Source organism: Mycobacterium sp. (genome assembly GCF_035633495.1).
Classification (GTDB): domain Bacteria; phylum Actinomycetota; class Actinomycetes; order Mycobacteriales; family Mycobacteriaceae; genus Mycobacterium.
This window is the reverse complement of the sequence record NZ_DASQEU010000171.1, coordinates 16064-38097: the sequence shown is the minus strand read 5'-3', so window position 1 is coordinate 38097 and position 22034 is coordinate 16064. Positions and strand designations below refer to the sequence as shown.

Sequence of the window (22034 nt, the reverse complement as noted above, 5' to 3'; positions counted from 1 at the left end):
AATGCTATTCCATCGCGGTGCGGTGCACGTCACTCAAGTGTTCGTAGACCTGCGCGTTGACGCGATTGTGGGCCACCTCGTCGGCGCTGAGCTCGCGACGGACCTTGCCGGGCACGCCCGCCACCAACGATCCCGGCGGAATCACCACGCCCTGAGCAACCACGGCACCCGCGGCGACCAGCGACCCGGCGCCGATGCGTGCGCCGTTGAGAACGACCGCGCCCATCCCGATCAGGCAGCCGTCCTCGATCGTGCAGCCGTGCAGAACCGCGTTGTGCCCGACGGTCACCCCCGCCCCTATGGACGCCGGGAAACCGGGATCGACATGGACCGTCACGTTGTCCTGGATATTGGCGCCTTCCCCGATGTCGATGGGCTCCATCTCGGCCCGTAGGACTGCGCCGTACCAGACGCTGGCCTTGGCGGCGAGCGTCACGGGACCGATGACGGTGGCGTTGGGCGCCACCCACGATTCGGCGTGCAGTTGGGGCGTGCGACCGTCGATGGACAGGATCAGGGGCTCTGGCATGGCCGAAATCCTAGCCTCGGCGATCAGACACCTTGATAGACCTTGCGGTAACTCGACGGTGACATGCCGACCCCGCGGCGCAGGTGGTGGCGCAGGTTGCCGGCCGAGCCCAGTCCGGCGAGGCGGGCCACCTCGTCGACGGACAGATCGCGCGACTCCAGCAGTTCGCGCGCGTGATCGACCCGCCGGTTCCGAATCCACGTTCCCGGTGCCTGACCCGTGTCCTCGCGGAATCGACGATTGAAGGTGCGCGGGCTCATGTGGGCGTGTCGGGCCAACCGCTCGACGGTCAGTTCCTCGGCGAGGTGCCGCAGCGCCCACTCCCGCGTGGACGCAGTGGACGCGTCGTCCTGCACGGGCAGATGACGGTCGATGAACTGCGCCTGGCCACCTTCCCGCCACGGCGGCACGACGCAGTAGCGGGCCACCGCGTTGGCGACCTGCGTGCCGTGGTCGGAGCGAATGACGTGCAGGCACAGGTCGATTCCCGCGGCCAGACCAGCGGAGGTCAGCACGTCGCCGTCGTCGACGAACAGCACGTTCTCGTCGACCTCGACGTTCGGATGCAGTCGGCGCAGCGCGTCCGCGAACTTCCAGTGTGTGGTCGCCGGACGCCCGTCGAGCCGGCCGGCCGCGGCCAGCACGAACGCACCCGTGCAGATGGACACCAGCCGCGTCCCCGGGCGGATCGTGTCGAGCGCGGCCCGGGCGAGCGGCGTCAGCACACCGTCGTTGCGCGCCGACGGGAAGCGCGTTCCGGGAACGATCACGGTGTCGGCGGTCGCCAGCGCGTCCGGGCCCGAAGCGGGCGCCATGGCGTAGCCGTGAGTCGTTGCCACCGGCTGATCGTCCAGGCCGCAGACCACGACGTCATAGAGCGGATCGCCGTCGTCGTTCATGGCCGCGCCGAACAGCATGGGAGCGATCGATGCGTCGAACCCGACCACCGGAGGCAGTAGCAGGACGGCGATGCGGTGTCGGGGAGCCATCCCGCCATCTTGGCATGTTATTGACGGATGGTGGCATTCATGCCATTGGCGCCGACCACCGCCGGCCCGCACAGTGTTCGGGTGACGGTCACCGCCCGAGACGACACCACCCGTCGTCCCCGCATCCACTGGGCCTGGGTGGTCGCCGCCACCAGCTTCGTCGCGATCCTCGGCGCCGCGGACTTCCGCTCGGTGCCCGGCGTGATGATGAACCCGCTGCACCACGAGTTCGGTTGGTCGCACGGCACGGTCGGGTTGGCGATGTCGGTCAACATGAAGCTGTTCGGGCTCACGGCGCCCTTCGCCGACGCACTGATGGACCGCTTCGGCAAGCGTCCGGTGCTGACGGCGGCGCTGCTCCTGATCTCGGCCGGGTCGGCGCTGTCCGTGACGATGACGACCAGTTGGCAGCTGGTCCTGCTGTGGGGCGTGCTCGTCGGGGTGGGGACGGGGTCCATCTCGATGGGCTTCGTCGCCACGATCGCCACCCGCTGGTTCGAGGAGCGACGCGGCCTGGTGACCGGCGTCCTCACGGCGGCCAGCGCGACCGGGCAGCTGATCTTCCTGCCGGTCATCGCCGAGGTCACGACGCGCCACGGCTGGCGGTGGGCCTCGATCATCGTGGCGGCTGCGGCACTGAGCGTCGTCCCGCTGGTGTTGCTGTTCATGCGCGACTACCCGCAGGACAAGGGACTCACCGCTTACGGGGAGAGCGAAGCGACGGGGGAAGGCACAGGGGGAACGACCGTCGCGCCCGCGGTGGTGCCGGCAAGCAGTTTCCGCGCGGCCTTCCAAGGGCTGCGGATCGGTGTGCGTGCCGGCGTTCTGGCTGCTCGCGGGCAGCTTCGCGATCTGCGGGATGACGACGAACGGCCTCATCGGCACCCACTTCATCCCGGCGGCCAACGACCACGGCATGCCCACCACGGTGGCGGCTGGACTGCTCGCGACGATCGGCATCCTCGACGTCGCGGGAACGATCTTCTCCGGATGGCTGACCGACCGCGTGGATCCGCGGTTGCTGCTCGTCGTCTACTACACGGGCCGAGGGATCTCGCTGCTGCTCCTGCCGTCCCTGCTGTCCCCGCACGCCGAACCGAGCACGTGGGTGTTCGTCATCTTCTACGGGCTGGACTGGGTGGCCACCGTGCCGCCGACCATCGTGCTGTGCCGCGGTTACTTCGGCGCCCGTACGCCGGTGGTGTTCGGCTGGGTGTTCGCGTCGCATCAATTGGGGGCGGCCGTCGCTGCCGCCGGCGCCGGGTGGTTGCGCGATCTACAGGGCGACTACAACCTCGCGTTCTACGTGGCTTCGGGGCTGTGCGCCATTGCGGCAATACTCTGCTTGAACGTGCGAAAAGCCCAGCTCAGCGCCCCTTAGTCGGGACTTCTGCACGATCGCGACTTTGCTGATTCGTGATCTGAGCCTTTACGCTTCCCCAGGTGCCGCCACGAGAGTCGGGCTCTGGGCGGCACGATCAAAAACGTTGAGGAGCCAAAAAGTGAAGACTCGCACCAGTCGAGCCATTGGAGTTTCCGCCGCGATCGCAGCGATCGCCGTGTCGCTGCCGCTGGCGATCACCGCCCAGGCGGACCCGCCACCGACCGAGACGGCTACGGTCAAGCCGCCGCCGGACCCGCAGGGCAACTGCGATCCCGTGAAGGCCGAGCTGACCGCGGCGGGGCAGACCTGGACCACGATGGACAAACTGCCCGTCGGCCAGGCGCTGGCGAACATCCCGTCGATCAGCACCTTCACGTCGGCGATCTCCGGCGGGCTGAACCCGGCCGTCAACATCGTCCCGGTTCTCGAGAACGGCCCGTACGTCGTGTTCGCACCGACCAACGATGCGTTCGCCAAGCTGGATCCGGCCCAACTCGAGGTGCTGAAGACCGATCCCGCCGCGCTGAGCAAGCTGGACTACTACCACGTCTTCCTGGGGCTGCTCGGGCCCGGCGACGTGGCAGGCCAACGTCCGACGCAGCAGGGCGCGGAGGTCAAGGTCACCGGCAAGGACGGCGACATCAAGGTCAACGACACCACCAAGGTGATCTGCGGTGGCATCCAGGCCGCCAACGCCCGCATCTACATCATCGACACCGTGCTCGACCCCGATTCGCCGCCGGAGCCGATCACCCCGACGCTGGCCACCAACACTGGCAAGCCGACAACCACGACCAGCACCACCAGCGAGCCGGCGCCCGCACCGGCACCGGCCCCCGTGGGCTAACCCCACCCCCCCAAGCGATTTCGGCGCGCTAACCGTCGCTGAGCGAACGGTAGCGCGCCGAAATCGCTTGGGGGGGTGGGTCAGAGGCCGAGGTCGCGGCCGATGATCTCCTTCATGATCTCGGTCGTGCCGCCGTAGATCGTCTGGATGCGAACGTCGACGTAGTCGCGCGCCACCTTGTACTCGTTCATGTAGCCGTAGCCGCCGTGCAGCTGCACGCAGTTGTCGACGACGCGCTTGGCGAGCTCGGTGCACCACCACTTGGCCTTGGACGCCTCGACCGCAGTCAGCTCGCCGTCCACGACGGCCCGTAGGCAACGGTCGACGTACTGTTCGGCGATCTCGAGCTCGGTGTCCATCTCGGCCATGACGAAGCGGTTGTGCTGGAAGCTGCCGATCGCCTGCCCGAAGGCCTTGCGGTCCTTGACATAACGCAGCGTGTCGTCGAACGTGGCGCGGGCGCCGGCGACCGCGGCGATCGCGATCGACAGCCGCTCCGAGGGCAGGTTCTGCATCAGGTGATAGAAGCCGCGGCCCTCCTTGCCAAGAAGGTTGGCGTGCGGTACGCGGACGTTCTCGAAGTGCAACTCGGCGGTGTCGGCGAAGTGCTGGCCCATCTTGTCCAGCTTGCGACCGCGACTGAAGCCCTCCATGTCACGCTCGACGACCAGCAGCGAGAATCCCTTGTGTCCCGCTTCGGCGTTCGTCCGCGCCACCACGACCACCAGGTCGGAGTTGATGCCCGCGGAGATGAACGTCTTGGAGCCGTTGAGGATCCAGTCGTCGCCGTCGCGGACCGCCGAAGTCTTGATGCCCGCGAGGTCGCTGCCCGCGCCGGGCTCGGTCATGGCGACGGCTCCGATCAGCTCACCGGTGATGTAGCCGGGCAGCCACCGCTCCTGCTGCTCCTCGGTGGCCAGATTGGCGAAGTACGGGCCGACGATGTCGTTCTGCAGACTCAGGCCGGGCGATGCTGCCCCGTACTTGGTGAACTCCTCGACGATCACGGCGTTGAACCGGAAGTCGTCGACGCCGCCGCCGCCGAACTTCTCGGGCAGGTTGAACCCGATCAGCCCGTACTTGCCCGCGGCGACGTAGGCCTCGCGGTCGACGATGCGGTCGCTCTCCCACTTCTCGGCGTACGGCGCGCATTCCTTCTCTAGGAACTGCCGTGCCGTCTCCCGCAGTTGTTCGTGCTCTTCTTCGAATACCAGTCGCTTCATCGTTCTCCTACTGTGCTTTCCATACGGGCTGACGCTTCTGCGCGAACGCCAGCGGTCCCTCCTTGGCGTCCTGCGAGCGCAGCACCGCGCCCATCTCACGCATGGTCCTGGTCCAACCGACTTCGTCGCCGGTGATGACGCCGTCGTCGATGCCCGCGGCCACGCGCTTGCTCGCCCACACCGCCAGCGGAGCATTGACCGTGATGCGCTCGGCCAGTGCCAACGCGGCGTCCACGACCGAGCCGTCGGGCACCACCTGGTTGATCAGGCCCCACCGCAACGCATCCTCCGACGACATCGGCTCGCCGGTGAACAGCAGTTCCATCGCGACCTTCCGCGGCAGTTGGTCGACGATGCGGAACACTCCCCCGGCCGCCGCGATCAGGCCGCGCTTGACCTCGGGCAGGCCGAACTTGGTGCGTTCCTCGGCGATGACGAGGTCGCTCGCCAGCGCCAGTTCGGTGCCGCCGCCCAGCGCCGTGCCGTTGACCGCGGCGATGGTGGGCTTGTCGATGACGTGCTGCACGTAGCCGGCGAACCCCCACTCCCCGTGTTCGGGGTGGTAGAGGTTCTCCCGCCGCGAGATTGCCTTGAGATCGGCTCCCGCGCAGAAGGATTGGCCCGCACCGGTGATGACGACCGCGCGGATCTCGGGGTCGCACTGAGCCTCGTGGAGGGCGTTGCCGACGCCGATGCTCACGGCTGCGTTGACGGCATTGCGTGCCTCTGGCCGGTTGAGGGTGATGAGGAGGACGTTGCCCCGCCGCTCGGTGAGAGCGGCGGGAACGGTCGCGGCTTCGGTCACAGCAGTTCGAGGATGGTGGCGTTCGCCTGGCCGCCGCCCTCGCACATGGTCTGCAAACCGTACTGAATTCCCTTGTCCCGCATGTGATATAGCATCGTCGTCATGATGCGCGCACCGGAGCCGCCGAGCGGGTGGCCCAGTGCGATCGCGCCGCCGTTGGGGTTCAGCTTCTTCTCGTCGGCGCCGATGTCCTTGAGCCAGGCCAGCGGCACCGGCGCGAACGCCTCGTTCACCTCGAACACGCCGATCTCGTCGATCGACAGACCCGAACGCTTGAGCGCCTTCTGCGTGGCCGGGATCGGGGCGGTGAGCATGATGACCGGGTCGGCGCCCGCCAGCGCGGCGGTGTGTACGCGGGCAAGCGGCTTGAGGCCCAACGACTTCGCCTTCTCCGCCGACATTATCAGCAGTGCGGCGGAGCCGTCGGAGATCTGCGACGCGTTGCCCGCGTGGATGACGCCGTCTTCCTTGAAGGCAGGCTTGATCGTCGCCATCTTCTCGACGGTGCCGCCCCGGCGAATGCCCTCGTCCTTGAGCACCGGATTCCCGTCCTGGTCCTTGATCGCGACGATCTGGTCGTCGAAGGCACCGGAATCCTGTGCAGCGGCGGCCTTCTCGTGTGACCCGAGGGAGAACTGGTCGAGCGCGGTGCGGTCGAAGCTCCACTGCTCGGCGATCATCTCGGCACCGGTGCCTTGGTTCGGGGTTTGGCTGTACCTGGCGCGGAAGGCCTCCGGGTACGGGTGTCCGCCGTTGGCCAGCGACGAGCCCATCGGGGTGCGCGACATCGACTCGACACCACCGGCGACCACGACGTCGTAGTGGCCCGCCACGACACCCGCGGCGGCGAAGTGCACCGACTGCTGGCTCGACCCACACTGCCGGTCCACGGTCACACCTGGCACGCTCTCGGGCCAGCCCGCCGCCAGGACGGCGGTGCGTGCGATGTCGAGCGCCTGCTCACCGGCCTGCATGACACAGCCCCAGATGACGTCGTCGACGAGCGCCGGATCGACGCCCGCCCGCTCGACCAGCCCGTTGAGCACCTGCGCCGAGAGTTCGCCGGGGTGAACACCGGACAGGCCGCCGTTGCGCTTGCCGACTGGTGATCGGACCGCTTCTACGATGACGGCTTCAGCCATGGGACATCTCCTTCGGGGTGGGGTTGAATCGGCGCCGAGTGGCCCCGGCGACCGTACGGTGGTTACCACCGAACGTAGAACAGTAGGTTTACTAGGTCAACCTACTGGTTGGTAGGTCACGCGGAGTTGCGACGGCTTCGACCTCGTCCACATGGTTTACTGAGTTGTACAACCGGCGTGAGCCGGCCATACCAGTTCGGGAGATCCGTTGGCTCGCACCACGCCTTTGGCACCCATGATGGGGCCGGATGCCGTCGCGCAGCGCGGTGGTACGGCGATCCGCTCACCCAAGACGGCCGAGCTGGTCGCGGGCACCCTCCGTCGCATGGTCGTCGATGGCCAGCTCAAGGAAGGCGACTTCCTGCCGAACGAGGCCGAGCTGATGACGCACTTCGGCGTCAGCCGCCCGACTTTGCGCGAAGCGGTGCGGGTGCTCGAGTCCGAACGGCTGGTCGAGGTGCGGCGCGGTTCCCGCACGGGCGCACGGGTCCGCGTGCCCGGCCCGGAGATCGTCGCGCGGCCCGCGGGTCTGCTCCTCGAACTGTCCGGCGCCACGATCGCCGACGTCCTCGTCGCGCGGTCGGGCATCGAGCCGCTCGCCGTGCGACTGCTCGCCGAGACCGCTTCACCCGAGGCTCTCGACGAGTTGGAGGCGATACTCGCCGAGGACATCCCGGCAGGCTGGAATTCGGGCCGGCTGGCCGAGGCGACCGGCGAGTTTCACCGCCGGATGGTAGAGCTCTCGGGGAACGCCACGCTGACGATCATCGCGGGCATGCTGCACGAGATCACCGTGCGACACACGGCGTTCGCCATCAAGGAACACCGCGAAGTGTCCAAGACCGACTACGACAAGCTGACGCGGTCCTACCGGCGGCTGATGACCCTGCTGCGCGCGGGCGACGGCGCGGGCGCGGAGGCGCACTGGCGCCGGCACCTGGACACCGCGCGCGATCTACTGCTGAAGGGAATGGAGACCGTCAAGGTTCGCGACGTCATGCAGTAGACGCGCAGAGACGCCACTGGTTGCACGACGAGACTGCAGCGATCACTTGAGCCTGCCGGCCGGATCGCGATCTGTGCGCAGTCTCGATGAATCCGACGACCACGTCACCCGAACCGGCACGGTGTCGTCCCAGGGTTGGCGCGTCACCATGTCGGATACCCGCACGACGCCGCGCTCGAACTCGCCGGTCGCCGCGTCGACGAGACGATACTCCTGCTGCTGCTTGTGGATCGGTTGCGCGTCGAGCATGACGACCCGCACCTCGCCTGGCTCGAACCGGCACCGCGTCTGCAGTGCAGCGACCAGTTGCTCGTTGCTCATGTGGCCGTCGCCGAAGTTCCAGCCGATCGCCGTCGACACCAGTCGCTCGCCGTCGGTCAGCGTGTAGTGGTCCTCGTTCTGACCGGCCATCGCCCGGTGGGCCAGCGTGAACATCGCGCGACCGTGAGTGTTGAAGGCACGGAACGCGTATCCCATGTACTGATACATCTCGGCAGTCTCCTTGCTGCCGTAGAACTTCTCCATCTGCGCGGCGGGCATGCTGGCTATCGCGACGATGCCGTCGGCGATCTTCTGCTCGGCCGAGGGCTTGAGGCACCACAGCGTGGTGTCCCAGTTGCCCGCGTAGTACCGCATGCCCGGCAGGAAGGAAACCTTGCGCGGGAACAGGTTCCCCAGCACCACGGTCCCGGTGACCACGACGAACAGCACGATCGGCCACGGGCTCTGCAGGTCGCTCAGCCCGATGCCGGCATGGCCGACGAAGAGCGCCAGCACGCTGAACATCATGAAGACGTTCCACTCCAGCGGCACCCCCATCGGAATCGACGACAGGATTCCGAAGTGGAAGCACAGCATGACGAACGCGGCGATGTAGGTCGGCCAGCCGCCGTGGGAGAAGAACAGCACCAACGGGACCAGTCCCTCGACGGCGGTACTGAAGTGCGCGACGAAGCGGGACAGTCGGCCGGGCCGGAGGTCGTCGGGGAAGTGCTCGAAGAACTTCCGCTTGATCCACCGCGGCCGGAACACCGGGTTGTTGCTCATCATCGTCGAGATGACGAACGGAAAGTGCTTGTTGAGCTTCGAGGTCGCCGCGCCGAGCCAGATCACCAGGCAGACGAGCTTGGCGCCGATGATCATGTCGACGCCACTGAACAGGAAGCACACCGCCAGGCTGGCGTACACCTCGCCGCGGGCGGCCAGGAATGTCACCTTGTCACGCAGGCCTGCGACGGCCAGGAGGCCCAGGATCGTCGCCGTCTGCCACACCGGCAGTACGCCCACCTCGCTGCCGAGTTCGGGGATGGGTCCGGTGCCGTCGGAGAACAGCGCGACGACGAGCATGGCCAGCAGTGCGCCGTAGACCAGCACGTCGAAGGGGGTGCGCGAGTCACCCCTGGTCAGCGGGATCCGGTTCGGCCACGGTGGCAGCCGAATCGTCTTGGGCCGCAACCAGTACAGGATCGAGCCCATCGGCGGGAAGAACCGGTTGTTGAGCGGGCCGAAGCCACAGCCAAGGCCGACGACCTCGAACAACATCGTGTAGAACACGACCTTCTGGTACACGATCGGCTCGGCGTACCAGGAAGCCACGTTCGTGAAGCCGTCGATGCCGCTGGTGCTCAGCACGATCAACCACGCCACGAGCACGTATAGCAGGATCTTCACCACGTAGAACAGATGCAGCACGCCGGGCGCCCCAAACCCCACTTCGGCCCAGTGCCGGGCCATCGGGACGATCCGCTCGGCGCGGGTGCCCTTGCTCCACTCCTCATAGTCGACGACCGGTGCGTCCTGCTTGAGAAAGCCCATGGCCACGAGATTAGAACGTGTTCTAGCCGAGCGGATTCAGTTGGCGACGAAACCTGACATCGCATGTGATACCGCAGTTGGGAGGGCGGACGACCCGGGCATACGGGTTGCGAGGATGGCCGACGATCGGTTCGTCCTCCTCGAACCAGTCCAGGCTGTCCCAGTCGAACCGGACGTTACCTGCCACCTGGCCGCCACCGTCGGCGTCGGCGTCGGCGTCGAAGACTCGCGCCGCACCGTTGAGGAGGGCGTCGCCCGCGCGCAGCGAAAACAGTCGCGACGGCTCGACCCGGCCGCGCTGCGCCGCCGCGGTAGGGAAGTCCGGTGCAGCGCCCGACGATTCCGCGGTCATGTCGCTAGGCGGCTTGCGAGGGGGCCGGGGGCCGGTAGAAGATCGCGAGCTGGCCGATGCCGCCCGCCAGGCCCAGCAGCACCGCGATCAGCAGTCCCCCCCAACCGTGCAGGTAGTCGTAGACACCCGTGGTGTGGAACAGGGCGTAGTCGAGGCTGAGCCTGCCTGCGCCGACACCAGCGACCGCCACCGCGGTGACGGCGAGGATCAGGTTGTACTCCCAGCCCTCCTTGACGATGAAGAAGCCGTTGTGCCGGTGCACCGTCCACGCCGCGACCAGCATCAGCGCGACGAACCCGGCCGCGGGAATCGGGGTGAGAAGCCCGACCGCAAGACCCAAACCCGCCGCCATCTCCGTGGACGCGGCGACGCGCGCATGGAAGATGCCGGGCTTCATGCCCATGCTGTCGAACCAGCCCGCGGTGCCGGCGATGCCACCCTTGCCGAAGAACTTGTTGTAGCCGTGCGCAGCCATGGTCAGGCCGAGCACGAGGCGCAGCACCAGGAGCGCGAAGTCGTAGGCAGTCACGCAACTGAATGTAGGGCTTCCGGCAGGAGCGACAGCGACCAGGGGAATGATCTGTTAAGTCAATGCCCAGCCCCCCGGCCACACCGAGTGGGCGACCGCGGCTGGCTGCGGGGTGTCGTTTGGACTCGTCAGTCCAAGAATGGACGCCCGATGACGGGCTCGGACGTCCAGAAGTTCACCGCCAAGGGCCAGGCCACCCGCCAGCGGATCATCGATGGCGCCGCCGCCGAGATCCGCGTGAGCGGTGCCATGGCCACCACCCTCGATGCCGTGCTGGCGCGCACCGGGACGTCGAAGAGCCAGCTGTTCCACTACTTCCCCCGCGGCAAGGAACAGCTGCTGCTCGCGGTGGCCGAACAGGAGGCGGCCCGCGTACTCAGCGACCAGCAGCCGCACCTGAGCCGGCTGACGTCCTGGGCTGGCAACGCTGGCGCGACGTGGTGGTCGAGCGCTCCCGCAGGCAGGGCCAGCAGTGCCCGCTGTCGACGGCGATGTCCGAGATCGGTCGCACGCCGGGTGCTCGGGCGATGACCTCGGCGCTGATCGATCAGTGGCGCACGGAGATCGAGTCCGGGGTGCGCACCATGCAACGGCAGGGCAAGATCGCCGACTCGGTCGACCCGACGCGAGCGGCGGCGGCACTGCTGGCGGGCATCCAGGGTGGGGTTTCGGTGCTGCTGAACACCGGCGACATCGGCTACCCGAGGCTGCACTGGACGTGGGCATCGCCAACCTGCGCGGGTGAGGGTCACGCCACTACCGCGCGGTCGACGGGCTCGGTTCGGACTCCAGCGCTGCCTCGAGGCGCGCCACGTAGGCGTCGACGTCACCCACCGCCGATTCCGCGGCGTGCACGCTGATCGACAGCGTGTCGCCGACGCCGACGACGACGTGCGTCAGGCCCATCATCGGCGACAGCCCGGCGAAGGCCGCCGCCAACACCACGGGTGCGCCGCCGAACGCGAAGTCCGCTGCGCCGCAGTTGACGCTGGACACCACGGTGTTGCCCGTCACCGCGTTCACGCGTAGCTCGGGATCGAATCGTTCCATCCCCCAACGCAACAACGGTGCCGGTGTCGCGGCGAAGGCCAGGTCCGCCGCGCGCATCGCGGGATGCCCCGCCCGACGGCGCCGCGCGTCGAGGTCTGCGGCGATCAGGGTCCGGCGCTCGCTCGCGGGCAGGTCCGGATACAGGCCGACGCCGACGTTGCCGAAGTGGTTGTACGACAGGCGCGGCGGCGGCTTGGCCATCGGAACCTCGGCCCCGAGCGCCGTCGGATCGTCGCCAAGGGCACGAAGGTGTGCGGCGAGCGCGGCCGACACCGTGGACAGGGCACCGACCGTCACCGTCGCCCCGGACAGCTCGGAGCGCTTTCGGACCACCGTGCGCAGGCTCATCGCACCCGACGGTAGGGCATTCGTCCGCAGCACCGGCCTCAGCTCCGCCTGCGCCGGAACCGTTCCCGCCTCGGTGTCGGCGATCAACTGACGGTGCGCCCGCCCCGAGCGAAACCCGACCAGCGGCAACGAGACCGGACTCGCGGACGGAGGGCTGATCTCGGGCACCACGGCACCGGCCCGGCCGAACATCAGCGCCGCGGGCGCAGAGGTGCGTCCACCGCCGCCGAGCGCGTGGGAGATCTGCAGCACCGCCACCGTGCCCGGGCCCACCACACCCGGCATGCCGTCCACGCCGGCGAAGACGTGCAGCCGCCACGCCGAAACGCGCGCGTCCAGCTGGTCGTCGATGAGCCGCCGCACCTCGGCCAGACACCCCGCCCAGGTGCGGTCGTCGGGGTCGTGCACCACGAACTGCGAGCCGTCGACGTCGCGACGCACCCAGTCGGGATAGCCGAAGAAACCCCGATCGTCGACGCGCACCGTCAGGTCGGGACAACCGCGGGCACGCGAGGCGACGTCGTCCATGGCCGCCGTCAGGTCGACGGGCACACCGGTGAATCCGTACAAAAGGAACGTGTCGTTGGGGATCTTGGCCGACATCCAGAACGTCTGCGCATCGGTCGGCGTCAGTCGCCGTGTGCTCATGCGCCAAGGTTAGGCTGCCGACATGCTTCCAGCGGCAAGTAGCAATGGGGTCGTCCCCGTCGCCGGCGCCTCATCGGGCATCGGCGAGGAGCTCGCGCGGGAGTTCGCCGGACGGTGCAGGCACGTGATGCTGGTCGCGCGGCGGGCCGAGAAGCTGCAGGCCCTCGCCGGGTCGCTCGGTTCGGCCGCCGACGTGCTGGCCGCCGACCTGTCCAAGCCCGACGAACGGGCCGCGCTGCCCGACCGGGTGGCCGCTCTCGGTCTGGTCGTCGACGTCCTGGTCAACAACGCGGGGCTGAGTACCGTCGGCCGGAGCGCCGAGTCCGACCCCGTCGCCGAACTCAACCTCGTCGAGGTCGACGTCGCCGCCGTCGTCGACCTTTGCAGCCGGTTCGTGCCGGGCATGGTGTCGCGTGGTCGCGGCGCGCTCTCCTACACCCAGGCGCTGGGCGAGGAGCTGCGCGGCACCGGCGTCGCCGTCGCCACCCTGTGCCCCGGCCCGGTCAAGACCGGCTTCGGCGAAACCGCGGGCATTGCGGACGAGGACGCCGAGGCCGCGCGGCCCAAGGCGATGTGGATCGACGCCGACGGGGTCGCCAGAGCAGCCATCGACGGGCTGGAGGCCGGCCGCACCGTGATCGTTCCCGGCACCTTCAACAGGGTCGGCGCCGCCGCCTACCAACTGCTGCCACGCAAACTGCTGCTGCCGATCCTGGCCCGTAGCCACCCGGCGCTGAAGAAGCGTTAACGTCCGACGAAGTCCAGGATGTGGCCAGCGACCACGTCGGGCTGCTCCAGTTGCATGAAATGCCCTGCGCCGTGCACGATCTCGACGCGGCTACCCGCGGGAAGCACCGGCTCCACCCACCGAGCGTAGTCCGGTGAGGCGCAGCCGTCGTCGGCGCCGTGCAGATACAGGGTCGGCAGGACCGGCGCCGACAGCCAGTGCTCGTGCAGGGCGGCGTAGCGGTCCGGCGGCTTGCTGCCCCGCATCGTGGCACGGTAGTACCCGAGCGCGGCGCGCCAGTTCGCCGGCGCCCCGATCGCGTCGAGTACGTACGCGACGTCCTCGTCGGCGGGGTATCCGGGTGACCACTGCCGCCACAGCCGCGGCACCACCCATGACGCGGAACGCTCGGGCAGCCAGGGCAATTGGAAGTACATGATGTACCAGCTGCGTACCAGCTGGCGCGGCAGCCGGGCGATCAGGCGCCCAGCGTCGGGCACCTCGCCGAACGGACGGAATGATGCGGCCGGCGGCACCGACATGATCACGGCCTTGCGGAATGGGCTGTCCGGCATGGCGGCCAGACCCGCGCCGGCGATGGCTCCCCAGTCATGCCCGATCAGGACGTCGCGACTGGTCGGGCCTGCCGCATCGAGCACGCGCAGTGCGTCGTCCATCAGCGCGCCGACGTGATAGCTGCCGTCGGCCGAGGTCGACGACGGGGCGTACCCGCGCATGAACGGCGCGACCACCTGCCAGCCGGCGTCGACCAGCACCGGCGCCACCTTGCGCCAGCCGTGCGCGGTATCGGGAAACCCGTGCAGACACAAAGCAATCGGTGCGTCGTCCGGACCCCACGTCAGTGCCCGCAGCGTCACGTCGGGGGTGACGACGTCGAGCAGGCGAGGTGCGGTCACCGCCGCCGGCCTAAACGGGCAGGAATTCGGAGATCAGCCACTTGTCGCCGTGCTTCTCCAGCGTCACCCGCACGCTCGACGCCGTGTCGGTGGGTGCGTCGGCACCGACCACCACGGTCTGGTTGACGAACACCAGCACCACGGCGTGGTCGGTTTCGGCCGAGACCGACGCCGCGGCGGGCACCGTCGCGACCGCGGCGATCTGCTTCTGCTTGGCGCCCGGGATCACGACGTCGTTGATCAGCTGGGTATACGAGTTCTGGAATTCGCCGGTCAGCAGGTTGCGTGCATCGTTCAACTGCTTCTCGACGGCGTCGGGCTGATATGACAGCAGGTCGACGGTGCTGTCCTTGGCGGCCTGGATGGCCTCGACGCGAGCGACATCGGAGTCGCGCACCGAGTTGTCCACGTACTTCAGGTAGCCCGCCGAGAGCGCCAGCACCAGCGCCAGACCGGGCAGGATCCCGAATGCCAGCACCCGGCCCCAGTCGATGCGACGGCGCGGCGCACGGTCCGCGGTCACGGACTCCTCGGTGGCCTCGGCATCCTTCGCGTTCTCGGCGACGTCGGAGTCGTCGGCGACCTCCGCGTCGGCCGTCGGCTCGTCGGACACCTCGTCAGCCAGCGTCGGTTCGTCGGTCACGGTCGTCTTCTCGTCGTCTGTCACGGTACGAACTCCACGTTGGAAACCTTGGTGTCATCGTCGGCCTTCTGCACCAGGATGCGCATCCGCCAGGCGCGGGGCTGCTGTTCTGGTTGGCCCTCGACGGTGGTGTTGACCGTCACCGCAACCAGCACCTGCGCCTCGGTGGCGGTCTCGGACTCCAGGCCCGCCTCGGTCACGGTGCCGACCGACTTAGACCTCACCTGCTTGACCACCTCGGTGAACGGCTGCGCGCGCTGCTGGAAGTCGTCGTAGAACGTCCCGGTCGCCGAGTCGAGGATGCGCTGGACGTCCTGGTCGACGTTCTGGTAGTCGATCGTGGTGAGATTCAGCGCGCCTTGACGGCCGACCTGAAGGAAGACCTTGCGCTGCGCGTCGGTCTGATGCGAGTGATAGGCGCGGAAGCCCAGCCAACCCACCAGGCCGCCGAGGGCGAGTACCGCCACCAGGCCGACGATCGTGGCCAGGCGGACGTGCGACATCCGCGGCTTGGCCGCCCCGTCCCCGAGGTCGGTCTCCGAATCCTCGTCGGCCTCGTCGGTGTCGGCCTGGACTTCGTCGGCTTCGTCGGCCTCGTCGAGGAACTCGGCCCCCGACGTCTCCGCCCCGTCGTCATCGATCTCGGCTGCCGGTTCGACCGGCTCGGCTGCAGGCTTGCTCAGCTCCCCGGAGGGGGCAGCAGCATCGTCTGCCATGTTTGCTCCTCTGTGGCATTTCGGGCCAGATTGGACTGCGTGTACACGTGTCCGTCCGGTCCAACGTACGTGCCGCTGGCCGGGTCGTACTCGGCGGCTGCGATTGGTGGCAGCGCCGGACCCGGTGGAGCAGTTGCTTCTGCAGGTGGAACGGCCGGAGGCACGTGCGGGACTGGCTGTCCGGACAGTGTCGCGTTGGGATCGCCCTTCCAGTTGTAGCCGTCGTTGAGCGGCACGTACTGCTCGTCGCTTTCGCACTGCTGCCACGTCGGGGCGCGTTTGCCGGGCACAGTGATGCAGGGCAGGTTGCGGGCGCCGCGCACGTTGAACGGCGCGTCCTGCGGCACCCGGCAGTAGACATCGCCCGGCGGCCTGTCGGGATAGTCCTCGAAGGTGGGCACCCGCGTCTGTTGGGCGGGCAGGAAGCCAGTCGTGCACGGCGGCGGCAACTGCTGCGGCGGCAGCGGTATCGGCGCCGGCAGTAAAGGGATCGCCAGGTTCAGGTTGAAGACCAAGGCATCGCCCTCGTAGTCCTGCTTCGTGTTCCGCTTGTGCACGCCGACGGCCTGCGTGACCGCGGTGCCCTGAGGCAGCAGCACGAGCAACTGTTCGAGACTCGGCTGGTAGGTGACGGCCACCTCCCCGACGCTGACCAGGTTGGCCAGCACGATCGGCAGCGTGGGCCGCAGCCGGTCGAACAATGCCCGCACCTCGTCGGCGGCCCCAGGGCCCTTGGCCAGAATCCCCGCCACGGCCGGATCCTGGCTCTGCAGCTGACCGCTGATACTCGCCAGATTCGCCGCCCACGCCTGGATCGAGCCCGCGGTGTCGGTCTGGGTGTCCAGCACCGGCTTGGACTGGTCGATCAGCGTGGTGAGCGAGTCGAGGTTCTTGCGGGCGTCGATGAGCAGGGTGGTGCTTCCGGTGACCAGCCGACGCAGTTCCGGCCCGAGCCCGCCGACCGCGATATAGGCCTCGTCTACGACGGTCTTCAGGTTTTCGCGCGGGATCGCCTCCAGGCCACGGTTCGTGTTGTCCAGGACCGCGTTGATATCGGTCGGAACCGTGGTGCGATCCATCGGGATCACGTCGCCGTCCTTCAAAACCGGACCCTCGCCGCTGCGGGGTAGCAGCTGGACAAACTGCTCGCCAACCGAGGACACGCTGCGCACCTCGGCTTCGAGGTCGGCGGGAATCTTGACGTCAGAGTTCAGAGACAGCTCCGCCACGACGCCGGTGTCGGTCAGGTCAACGCTCTTCACCTCGCCGACCTCAACGCCGCGGTAGGTGACATTGCCCCTGGGGTACAACCCGCCCGTCTCGGGCAACTCCATGGTGACGCGGTACTGGCCGACGCCGAGGAGGGCGGGCAACCGCATGTACGCCAAGACCATGATCGCCAGCGCCGTGGTCGCTATGACGGCGAAGATCGCCATCTGGATGAGGATTTGCCGGGTCATACGCATGCTATGGCCCCTGGTCCAAGCGGTACGGAGCGACCAACGGGTTACCCGCGGTGCCCGGCCCTCCCGCGTTGCACGGGCTGGGGAATTGGCCGATGGTGCGGCCCCACTGCAGCTCCAACCAGGTTAGGTCGCACTCCCAACGCGTTCCGGTGAAGAATCCGGAGTCGATCCGGCTCAACGTCAGGTCGAGAATCAACGTCAGGTTCGCGTAGTCGCCGCGCAGCCAATTGGTGAGCGTCTCCTTGGGGAACGGGAAGGTGGGCAGGAAACTCAGCGCGCGGGTCAACGCGGGACCGGCATTGGCCAGCTCCTGCAGGACCACGCCGAGGTCTTTGAGCTCTTGAACCAATGCCTCCTTGGTTTGGTTGACCGAGTCGGCGGCCAGCGCGCTGAACTTGCCGAGTTGCGCGAGCGCATCGGCGAGGTTGGTGCGCTGGTCTCTAAGCACTGCCAGCGCATCCGGAATCGTCCGTAATGCCTTGTCCACCACCGGCTTTTGCGCGGCAAACTGACCGATCAGATTGTTCAGGCTCTCCGTAGCGGCGATGATGTCCTGCTTTTGGTCGTCAAGGTGACCGATCGCGATGTCGAGTTGCTCGATCAGGCTGCGCAGATCGTTCTCGCGACCGGTGAACGCGGTGCTCAACGCCTCGGTGATGTCCTGAACCTCGCCGATGCCGCCGCCGTTGAGCAGCAGTGCAACCGCGGCCAGCGCCTGCTCGGTACTCGGATACGCACGCGATGACGACAAGGGAATCCGCGAGCCCTCGTGCAGCTTGCCCTCGCGCGCCGCGCCGGTCGGCGGCGCCAGCTCGATGTGTAGTGACCCCAACAGGCTGGTTTGACCGAGCGTCGCTGTCGCATTCGCGGGCAGATCGACGTCACCGTTGAGCTCCATCGTCACCAGCGCATGCCAACCCTGACGCTCGATCCGCCTGATGTGGCCGACATTCACATCACCCACCCGGACGCGGGAATTCGGTTCGATGTTGGCCACGTCCGGCATCTCCGCCTGAATGGTGAACGCCCCCGGCCCCACGCCCTCGACGCCCGGCAACGGAAGCGAGTTCAGCCCTCGCCAATCGGCACAGCCGGACAGCACCCCGGCCGACACCACCGCGACGATCACTCCGCGAAACACCCTGCCCCGCATCATGGCCCAACCCCTGGTGGTGCCATCAGCCCCTGCAGGCCGTCGGCCGGGTTCGGTGTGACGGGCGCCTCTGCCGCCAACGGCGGACCCGAGGCCGGCGCTGATGGCTGCACCTCCGCCGGCGGCGGTGACTGCTGCGAAACAGGTTGCGGCGGAATGTAATCCGGCCGTAGCCAATCCTCGCTGTAGGTGAGCTCATTCGGCCGCGTCGTGCCACCGACGAAGACATTCGAGGCGAGGGGCAGGAAGTTGTACTGGCGGTTCTTCATGATCGGCGCCAGGTATTGCACGCACAGCTTCGCCGACTGCTCGGCGCCCAGCCGTGACGCCGCCTGAATGGCGCCGCACAGAAAGGAAAGGGGATTGGCGAAGTTGTTGAGCATCGGCACGCTGCTGATCGCGCCCTGGGCCGGTTGCCAGATGTTCACGTAGTTCTGCAAGGTGTTGGGCAGTATGTGCAGGAGCTGCTTGACGTCGCCCAGGCTGTCGGTCAACGCCTGGGTCACCCCTGCCAACTTGTCCGACGTGGTGCCCAGCGCTTCGCGGTTCTCGGCCACGAACGTCTGGACCTCTCCGACGACGTTGTTGAGATCGCGGACCGCGTTGGCCACTTCATCGGGATCGTTGGCGAGCGAGCCGGTCACGGACGCCAGGTTCTGGTTGAGTTGGCGCATCAAGTTGGTACTGTCCTGCAGCGCAGACACCAGGATCGCCAGATTCTTGACGGTGGAGAAGATGTCCGTGCTGTGATCGCCAAGGGCCGTAACGGCTTGCGACAATTTGATGACGGTGTCACGGATGTTGGCGCCCTCACCACGCAAGTTGTCAGCGGCGGTGTTGATGACCGAGCCCAGCGGGCTCACCCCGCCCGGCTCGGTCGGCTGCAGCGTTTCGGTCAGCGTCTCCAACTGCTGTCGGACCTCGTCCCATTCCACCGGAACCGCGGTGCGTTCCCGCGGAATGACCGCGTCGTCGTCCATCACGGGGCCCTCGGTGTAGGCCGGGGTGAGCTGAACGCTCCGCGCCGTCACCAACGTCGGTGACAAGATCGCGGCCTTGGCGTCGGCCGGAACCTTGTACTTGCTGTCGAACCACAACGAGATCTTGACCGACGTGGGCTGCGGCTCGATGGACTCGATCCTGCCCACGGGCACCCCGACGATGCGAACGTCGTCGCCCGCGTAGATGCCGTTGCTGTTCTCGAAGTAGGCGACGACGTGTGTGCGGTTGATCCGTTCGGTGTTGCGTAACAGCACGACCGCGCCGCCCGCCAGTATCACGGCCAGTGCAACGGCCAGGAAGTTCCGGGCGGTGCGCGTCATTGTCCGGCCTCCGCGGGTGCAAGGTTGGGCGTCTCACCGGGAGCGGGCACCAGGACGGGACTCGGCGTCGGCTGCGGTGTGGAGTCCAATCCGGGTGGCGCCAACGCGGGCGGCCCTGGCGGCGGACCGCCGGGCGGCGGTGCGGGGAGAGGCTCGCGGTAGGGGTAGCAGCCAGTGGGTCCGGGCAGCGGCAGGCCTGGCGGACCGCACCCCTGGTCGCCAGGATTGCCGGTGATGGCGTCGGGAATATTCAGACGCGGTTCGCCGCCCTGCCCTGTCCGAGGGTAGGGCACCGGCAATGCCGGTGTCCCCGGCTGGCCTACCTGCGGGTCGGTGCGCTCCGACGGCAGCAGCACGTTGGGGTCGAGACCGAGGTCGGAGAACGCGGCGTCGACGAACGGCTGCAGGAATTGGCCCGGCAGTAGGTTGGCGACGTAGGTCTTGAAGAACGGCCCGGATGCCACCGATTCGCCCAACGACATCGAATACTGGCCGAGCAGTTTGATCGATCTCTGCAAGCGTTCCTTGCGGTTGTCGACGATCGTCAGCACGCCGTTGAGCTTGTCCAGAGCAGGTTTCAGGGTTTCGCGGTTCTCGGCGATGAAGCCCAACAGTTGATTGCTGAGCGCCGAGATGTTGCCGGAGATCTGATCCAGTGCGGCGCTTTGGCTTTCCAGCTCGATCAGCAGCGCGTTGGTGTTGGCGACCAGGCTCACGACCTGGTTGCTGCGCTCGGCCAGCACCGTGGTGGCCTTATTGGCGTTGACCAGCAGACCTCGCAGCTGCGCATCACGTTCGTTCAGCGTCTCGGAGAACCGTGCCACGCCCTCGACCGCGACACGCAGCTCCGGCGGGGTGTCGGAGAATGTCTCCGCCAACACCCTCAGCGAATCCGACAGCTGATTGGTGTTCAGGCCGCTGATCGTCATCGCCAGCTCGCCCAGCGCGTCGGGCAGTTCGTACGGCGACGTGGTGCGCTCGAGGGGAATCGTGTTCTCCTGTTGGCCGTCGCCGCGGGAGGTGACCTCGAGGACTTTCGTGCCCAACAGGCCCCTGGTCTTGATCGCCGCCTCGGTGCGATCGCCGAGCCGGATGTTCTTGGCGACGGTGAACTTCACCAGCGCCCGCGGCCCGTCCAACTCGATGGACTTGACATCACCCACCTTGAAACCCGAAACCTGTACCGCCTCACCGGTTGTCAGCCCGCCCGCCTCGGCGAAGTAGGCCGAGTACTCCTTGCCCTGGAGGAACGGCAGCCTGTCGTAGTTCAGGGACCCCAGCACGATGCCGATCGTCAACACCAGCCCGACGACACCGATGACGATCTGATTCCGTTCGCTGAAGGACTTCACTTTGGCGCGCACCTCCCAGTGGACTGGCCGGCGACCTTGACGTAAACCGGCTGGCCACCCTTGCCATTGAGCTTCAGCACGATGTCGCACAGATAGAAGGAGAAGAAGTCACCGTAGATGCCTTGCCGGCTCAGCGCTTGATACGCATCCGGCAGCGTGTTCAGCAGGTTGTCGAAGTACTCGTGGTCGGCCACCACGATTCCCGCGGCGCGGTCTGTCTCTCGAATCGCCTTCGCAAACGGTGGACGGGCCTGCGCCAACAGGTCCGTGATGCTGGCGGCGGCGGCGTTGGTGTACGCCACCCCGTTGCTGATGTCCACTCTGCGATCCTTGAGGCCCTTCACCAGTTCAGACAGCGCGTCGACTGCCTTGGCGAACTGGTCGCTTTGGTCACCGAGCGATCCCAGAACGACGTTGAGGTTGGAGATCACGTCGCCGATCAGTTGGTCCCTGTCGGCCAGAGTCGTCGTCAGCGCCGCGGTCTGGGCCAGGAATGAGTTGATCGTCGCGCCCTGACCTTGCAAGGCCTGAATCAGCTGGCCCGACAACGCGTTTACCTGATCGGGATCCAGCGCCTTGAACAGCGGCCGAAAACCACCGATCAGCGCGTCGAGGTCCAGCGCAGGGGAGGTGCGGGCCATGGGAATCGTGTCCCCCGGCTTGAGCGTCGCGGTACCGCCGGCACCTTCCTGCAGGGCCAGGAAGCGGCCGCCGATGAGGTCGTTGTAGCGGATGACGGCCCTGCTGCCCTCGGTCAGCACCACCGACTCATCTGCGGTGAACTCGACCAACGCCGTCGTGTCGGGTTGAATCGCAACGTCTTTGACCTGGCCCACCTCCACACCGGCGATGCGGACGAAGTCACCGTTTTCCAACCCGGTCACGTTGATGAACTCGGCTTTGTAAGTGTTGGTCACCAACCCGAAACGCAACTCCCCGAAGACCGCGAATAGTCCGAACACGCCGAGCAGGCATACCACCAAGAAGACGGCAAGACGCACCGCATCATGGCGAATCCTGGTGGTCATGCCTGGCATGGCGGGTTACCTCTCGTGGCTTTCTCGGTGTCGA

General features: G+C 67.3%; 19 protein-coding genes and 3 pseudogenes. 5 read left to right on the top strand and 17 right to left on the bottom strand.

What is annotated here, in order from left to right; all coding sequences use genetic code 11:
- Positions 1–4 precede the first annotated feature (4 nt).
- A complete protein-coding gene (locus tag VET27_RS24995) occupies positions 5–529 on the bottom strand; it encodes a gamma carbonic anhydrase family protein (protein ID WP_526522522.1) in 525 nt (174 codons plus the stop codon).
- 23 nt (positions 530–552) lie between these two features.
- Complete coding sequence (locus VET27_RS24990; RefSeq protein ID WP_526522520.1) at positions 553–1518, bottom strand: GlxA family transcriptional regulator; 966 nt, start codon at positions 1516–1518, stop codon at positions 553–555.
- Positions 1519–1557: 39 nt separating this feature from the next.
- Here VET27_RS24990 and VET27_RS24985 point away from each other — a divergent pair.
- Both VET27_RS24985 and VET27_RS24980 read left to right on the top strand, forming a co-directional pair.
- Positions 1558–2899, top strand: a pseudogene (locus tag VET27_RS24985) (MFS transporter).
- A 121-nt stretch (positions 2900–3020) separates the two neighbouring features.
- Positions 3021–3749 (top strand): fasciclin domain-containing protein, encoded by a 729-nt coding sequence (locus VET27_RS24980; RefSeq protein WP_526522518.1) that lies wholly within the window; start codon positions 3021–3023, stop codon positions 3747–3749.
- An 80-nt stretch (positions 3750–3829) separates the two neighbouring features.
- Here the strand turns inward: VET27_RS24980 and VET27_RS24975 are convergent, their stop codons facing one another.
- From VET27_RS24975 to VET27_RS24965, 3 genes are read right to left on the bottom strand one after another with little or no spacing between them, the layout of a single operon-like run.
- Positions 3830–4972 carry an acyl-CoA dehydrogenase family protein gene (locus tag VET27_RS24975; RefSeq protein ID WP_526522516.1) on the bottom strand — a complete coding sequence of 381 codons (1143 nt, stop codon included), beginning with the start codon at positions 4970–4972 and terminating at the stop codon, positions 3830–3832.
- 7 nt (positions 4973–4979) lie between these two features.
- Positions 4980–5777, bottom strand: coding sequence for an enoyl-CoA hydratase/isomerase family protein (locus VET27_RS24970; protein ID WP_526522514.1), 798 nt, complete (start codon positions 5775–5777; stop codon positions 4980–4982).
- Complete coding sequence (locus VET27_RS24965) at positions 5774–6919, bottom strand: thiolase family protein (protein ID WP_526522512.1); 1146 nt, start codon at positions 6917–6919, stop codon at positions 5774–5776. Before VET27_RS24965 ends, VET27_RS24970 begins: the two co-directional genes overlap by 4 nt.
- A 208-nt stretch (positions 6920–7127) precedes the next feature.
- Here VET27_RS24965 and VET27_RS24960 point away from each other — a divergent pair, with 208 nt between their 5' ends.
- Positions 7128–7925: a FadR/GntR family transcriptional regulator gene (locus VET27_RS24960; protein ID WP_526522510.1), complete on the top strand. Its 798-nt coding sequence runs from the start codon at positions 7128–7130 to the stop codon at positions 7923–7925.
- Between the two features lie 42 nt (positions 7926–7967).
- On the opposite strand, the gene VET27_RS24955 is transcribed toward VET27_RS24960, so the two are convergent.
- The 3 genes and pseudogenes from VET27_RS24955 to VET27_RS24945 form a co-directional block, all read right to left on the bottom strand.
- The gene (locus tag VET27_RS24955) at positions 7968–9740 is read right to left on the bottom strand and encodes a DUF3556 domain-containing protein (RefSeq protein WP_526522508.1); all 1773 of its coding nucleotides are present in this window, start codon (positions 9738–9740) and stop codon (positions 7968–7970) included.
- Positions 9741–9831: 91 nt separating this feature from the next.
- A pseudogene (locus VET27_RS24950) lies at positions 9832–10092 on the bottom strand (hypothetical protein); the annotation flags it as partial.
- Between the two features lie 4 nt (positions 10093–10096).
- Complete coding sequence (locus VET27_RS24945) at positions 10097–10621, bottom strand: DoxX family protein (protein ID WP_526522506.1); 525 nt, start codon at positions 10619–10621, stop codon at positions 10097–10099.
- A 150-nt stretch (positions 10622–10771) separates the two neighbouring features.
- Between VET27_RS24945 and VET27_RS24940 the strand changes: the two are divergent.
- Positions 10772–11366: pseudogene (locus VET27_RS24940) on the top strand (TetR/AcrR family transcriptional regulator).
- A gap of 11 nt (positions 11367–11377) precedes the next feature.
- Here the strand turns inward: VET27_RS24940 and VET27_RS24935 are convergent.
- Positions 11378–12667, bottom strand: a complete 1290-nt coding sequence (locus VET27_RS24935) for a WS/DGAT domain-containing protein (RefSeq protein WP_526522504.1) — start codon at positions 12665–12667, stop codon at positions 11378–11380.
- Between the two features lie 22 nt (positions 12668–12689).
- On the opposite strand from VET27_RS24935, the gene VET27_RS24930 reads away from it, so the two are divergent.
- On the top strand, positions 12690–13415 hold the full coding sequence (locus VET27_RS24930) for an SDR family NAD(P)-dependent oxidoreductase (RefSeq protein ID WP_526522502.1): 726 nt from the start codon (positions 12690–12692) through the stop codon (positions 13413–13415).
- Here VET27_RS24930 and VET27_RS24925 read toward each other — a convergent pair.
- Genes VET27_RS24925 through VET27_RS24890 form a run of 8 tightly spaced genes read right to left on the bottom strand, consistent with a single transcriptional unit; the run spans position 13412 to position 21991 of the window.
- On the bottom strand, positions 13412–14311 hold the full coding sequence (locus VET27_RS24925; protein ID WP_526522500.1) for an alpha/beta fold hydrolase: 900 nt from the start codon (positions 14309–14311) through the stop codon (positions 13412–13414). The two genes, VET27_RS24930 and VET27_RS24925, sit on opposite strands and share 4 nt — an antisense overlap.
- A 10-nt stretch (positions 14312–14321) precedes the next feature.
- Positions 14322–14978 carry an Rv1363c family protein gene (locus VET27_RS24920; protein ID WP_526522498.1) on the bottom strand — a complete coding sequence of 219 codons (657 nt, stop codon included), beginning with the start codon at positions 14976–14978 and terminating at the stop codon, positions 14322–14324.
- Positions 14975–15670: an Rv1363c family protein gene (locus VET27_RS24915; RefSeq protein ID WP_526522496.1), complete on the bottom strand. Its 696-nt coding sequence runs from the start codon at positions 15668–15670 to the stop codon at positions 14975–14977. Before VET27_RS24915 ends, VET27_RS24920 begins: the two co-directional genes overlap by 4 nt.
- On the bottom strand, positions 15634–17136 hold the full coding sequence (locus VET27_RS24910) for an MCE family protein (RefSeq protein WP_526522494.1): 1503 nt from the start codon (positions 17134–17136) through the stop codon (positions 15634–15636). The genes VET27_RS24915 and VET27_RS24910 overlap by 37 nt, the downstream gene beginning before the upstream one ends.
- A gap of 1 nt (position 17137) precedes the next feature.
- Positions 17138–18292 (bottom strand): virulence factor Mce family protein, encoded by a 1155-nt coding sequence (locus VET27_RS24905; protein ID WP_526522492.1) that lies wholly within the window; start codon positions 18290–18292, stop codon positions 17138–17140.
- Positions 18289–19611 (bottom strand): MCE family protein, encoded by a 1323-nt coding sequence (locus VET27_RS24900; RefSeq protein ID WP_526522490.1) that lies wholly within the window; start codon positions 19609–19611, stop codon positions 18289–18291. The genes VET27_RS24905 and VET27_RS24900 overlap by 4 nt, the downstream gene beginning before the upstream one ends.
- Complete coding sequence (locus VET27_RS24895; protein WP_526522488.1) at positions 19608–20963, bottom strand: MCE family protein; 1356 nt, start codon at positions 20961–20963, stop codon at positions 19608–19610. Before VET27_RS24895 ends, VET27_RS24900 begins: the two co-directional genes overlap by 4 nt.
- Complete coding sequence (locus tag VET27_RS24890) at positions 20960–21991, bottom strand: virulence factor Mce family protein (RefSeq protein ID WP_526522486.1); 1032 nt, start codon at positions 21989–21991, stop codon at positions 20960–20962. Before VET27_RS24890 ends, VET27_RS24895 begins: the two co-directional genes overlap by 4 nt.
- Positions 21992–22034: the final 43 nt, after the last annotated feature.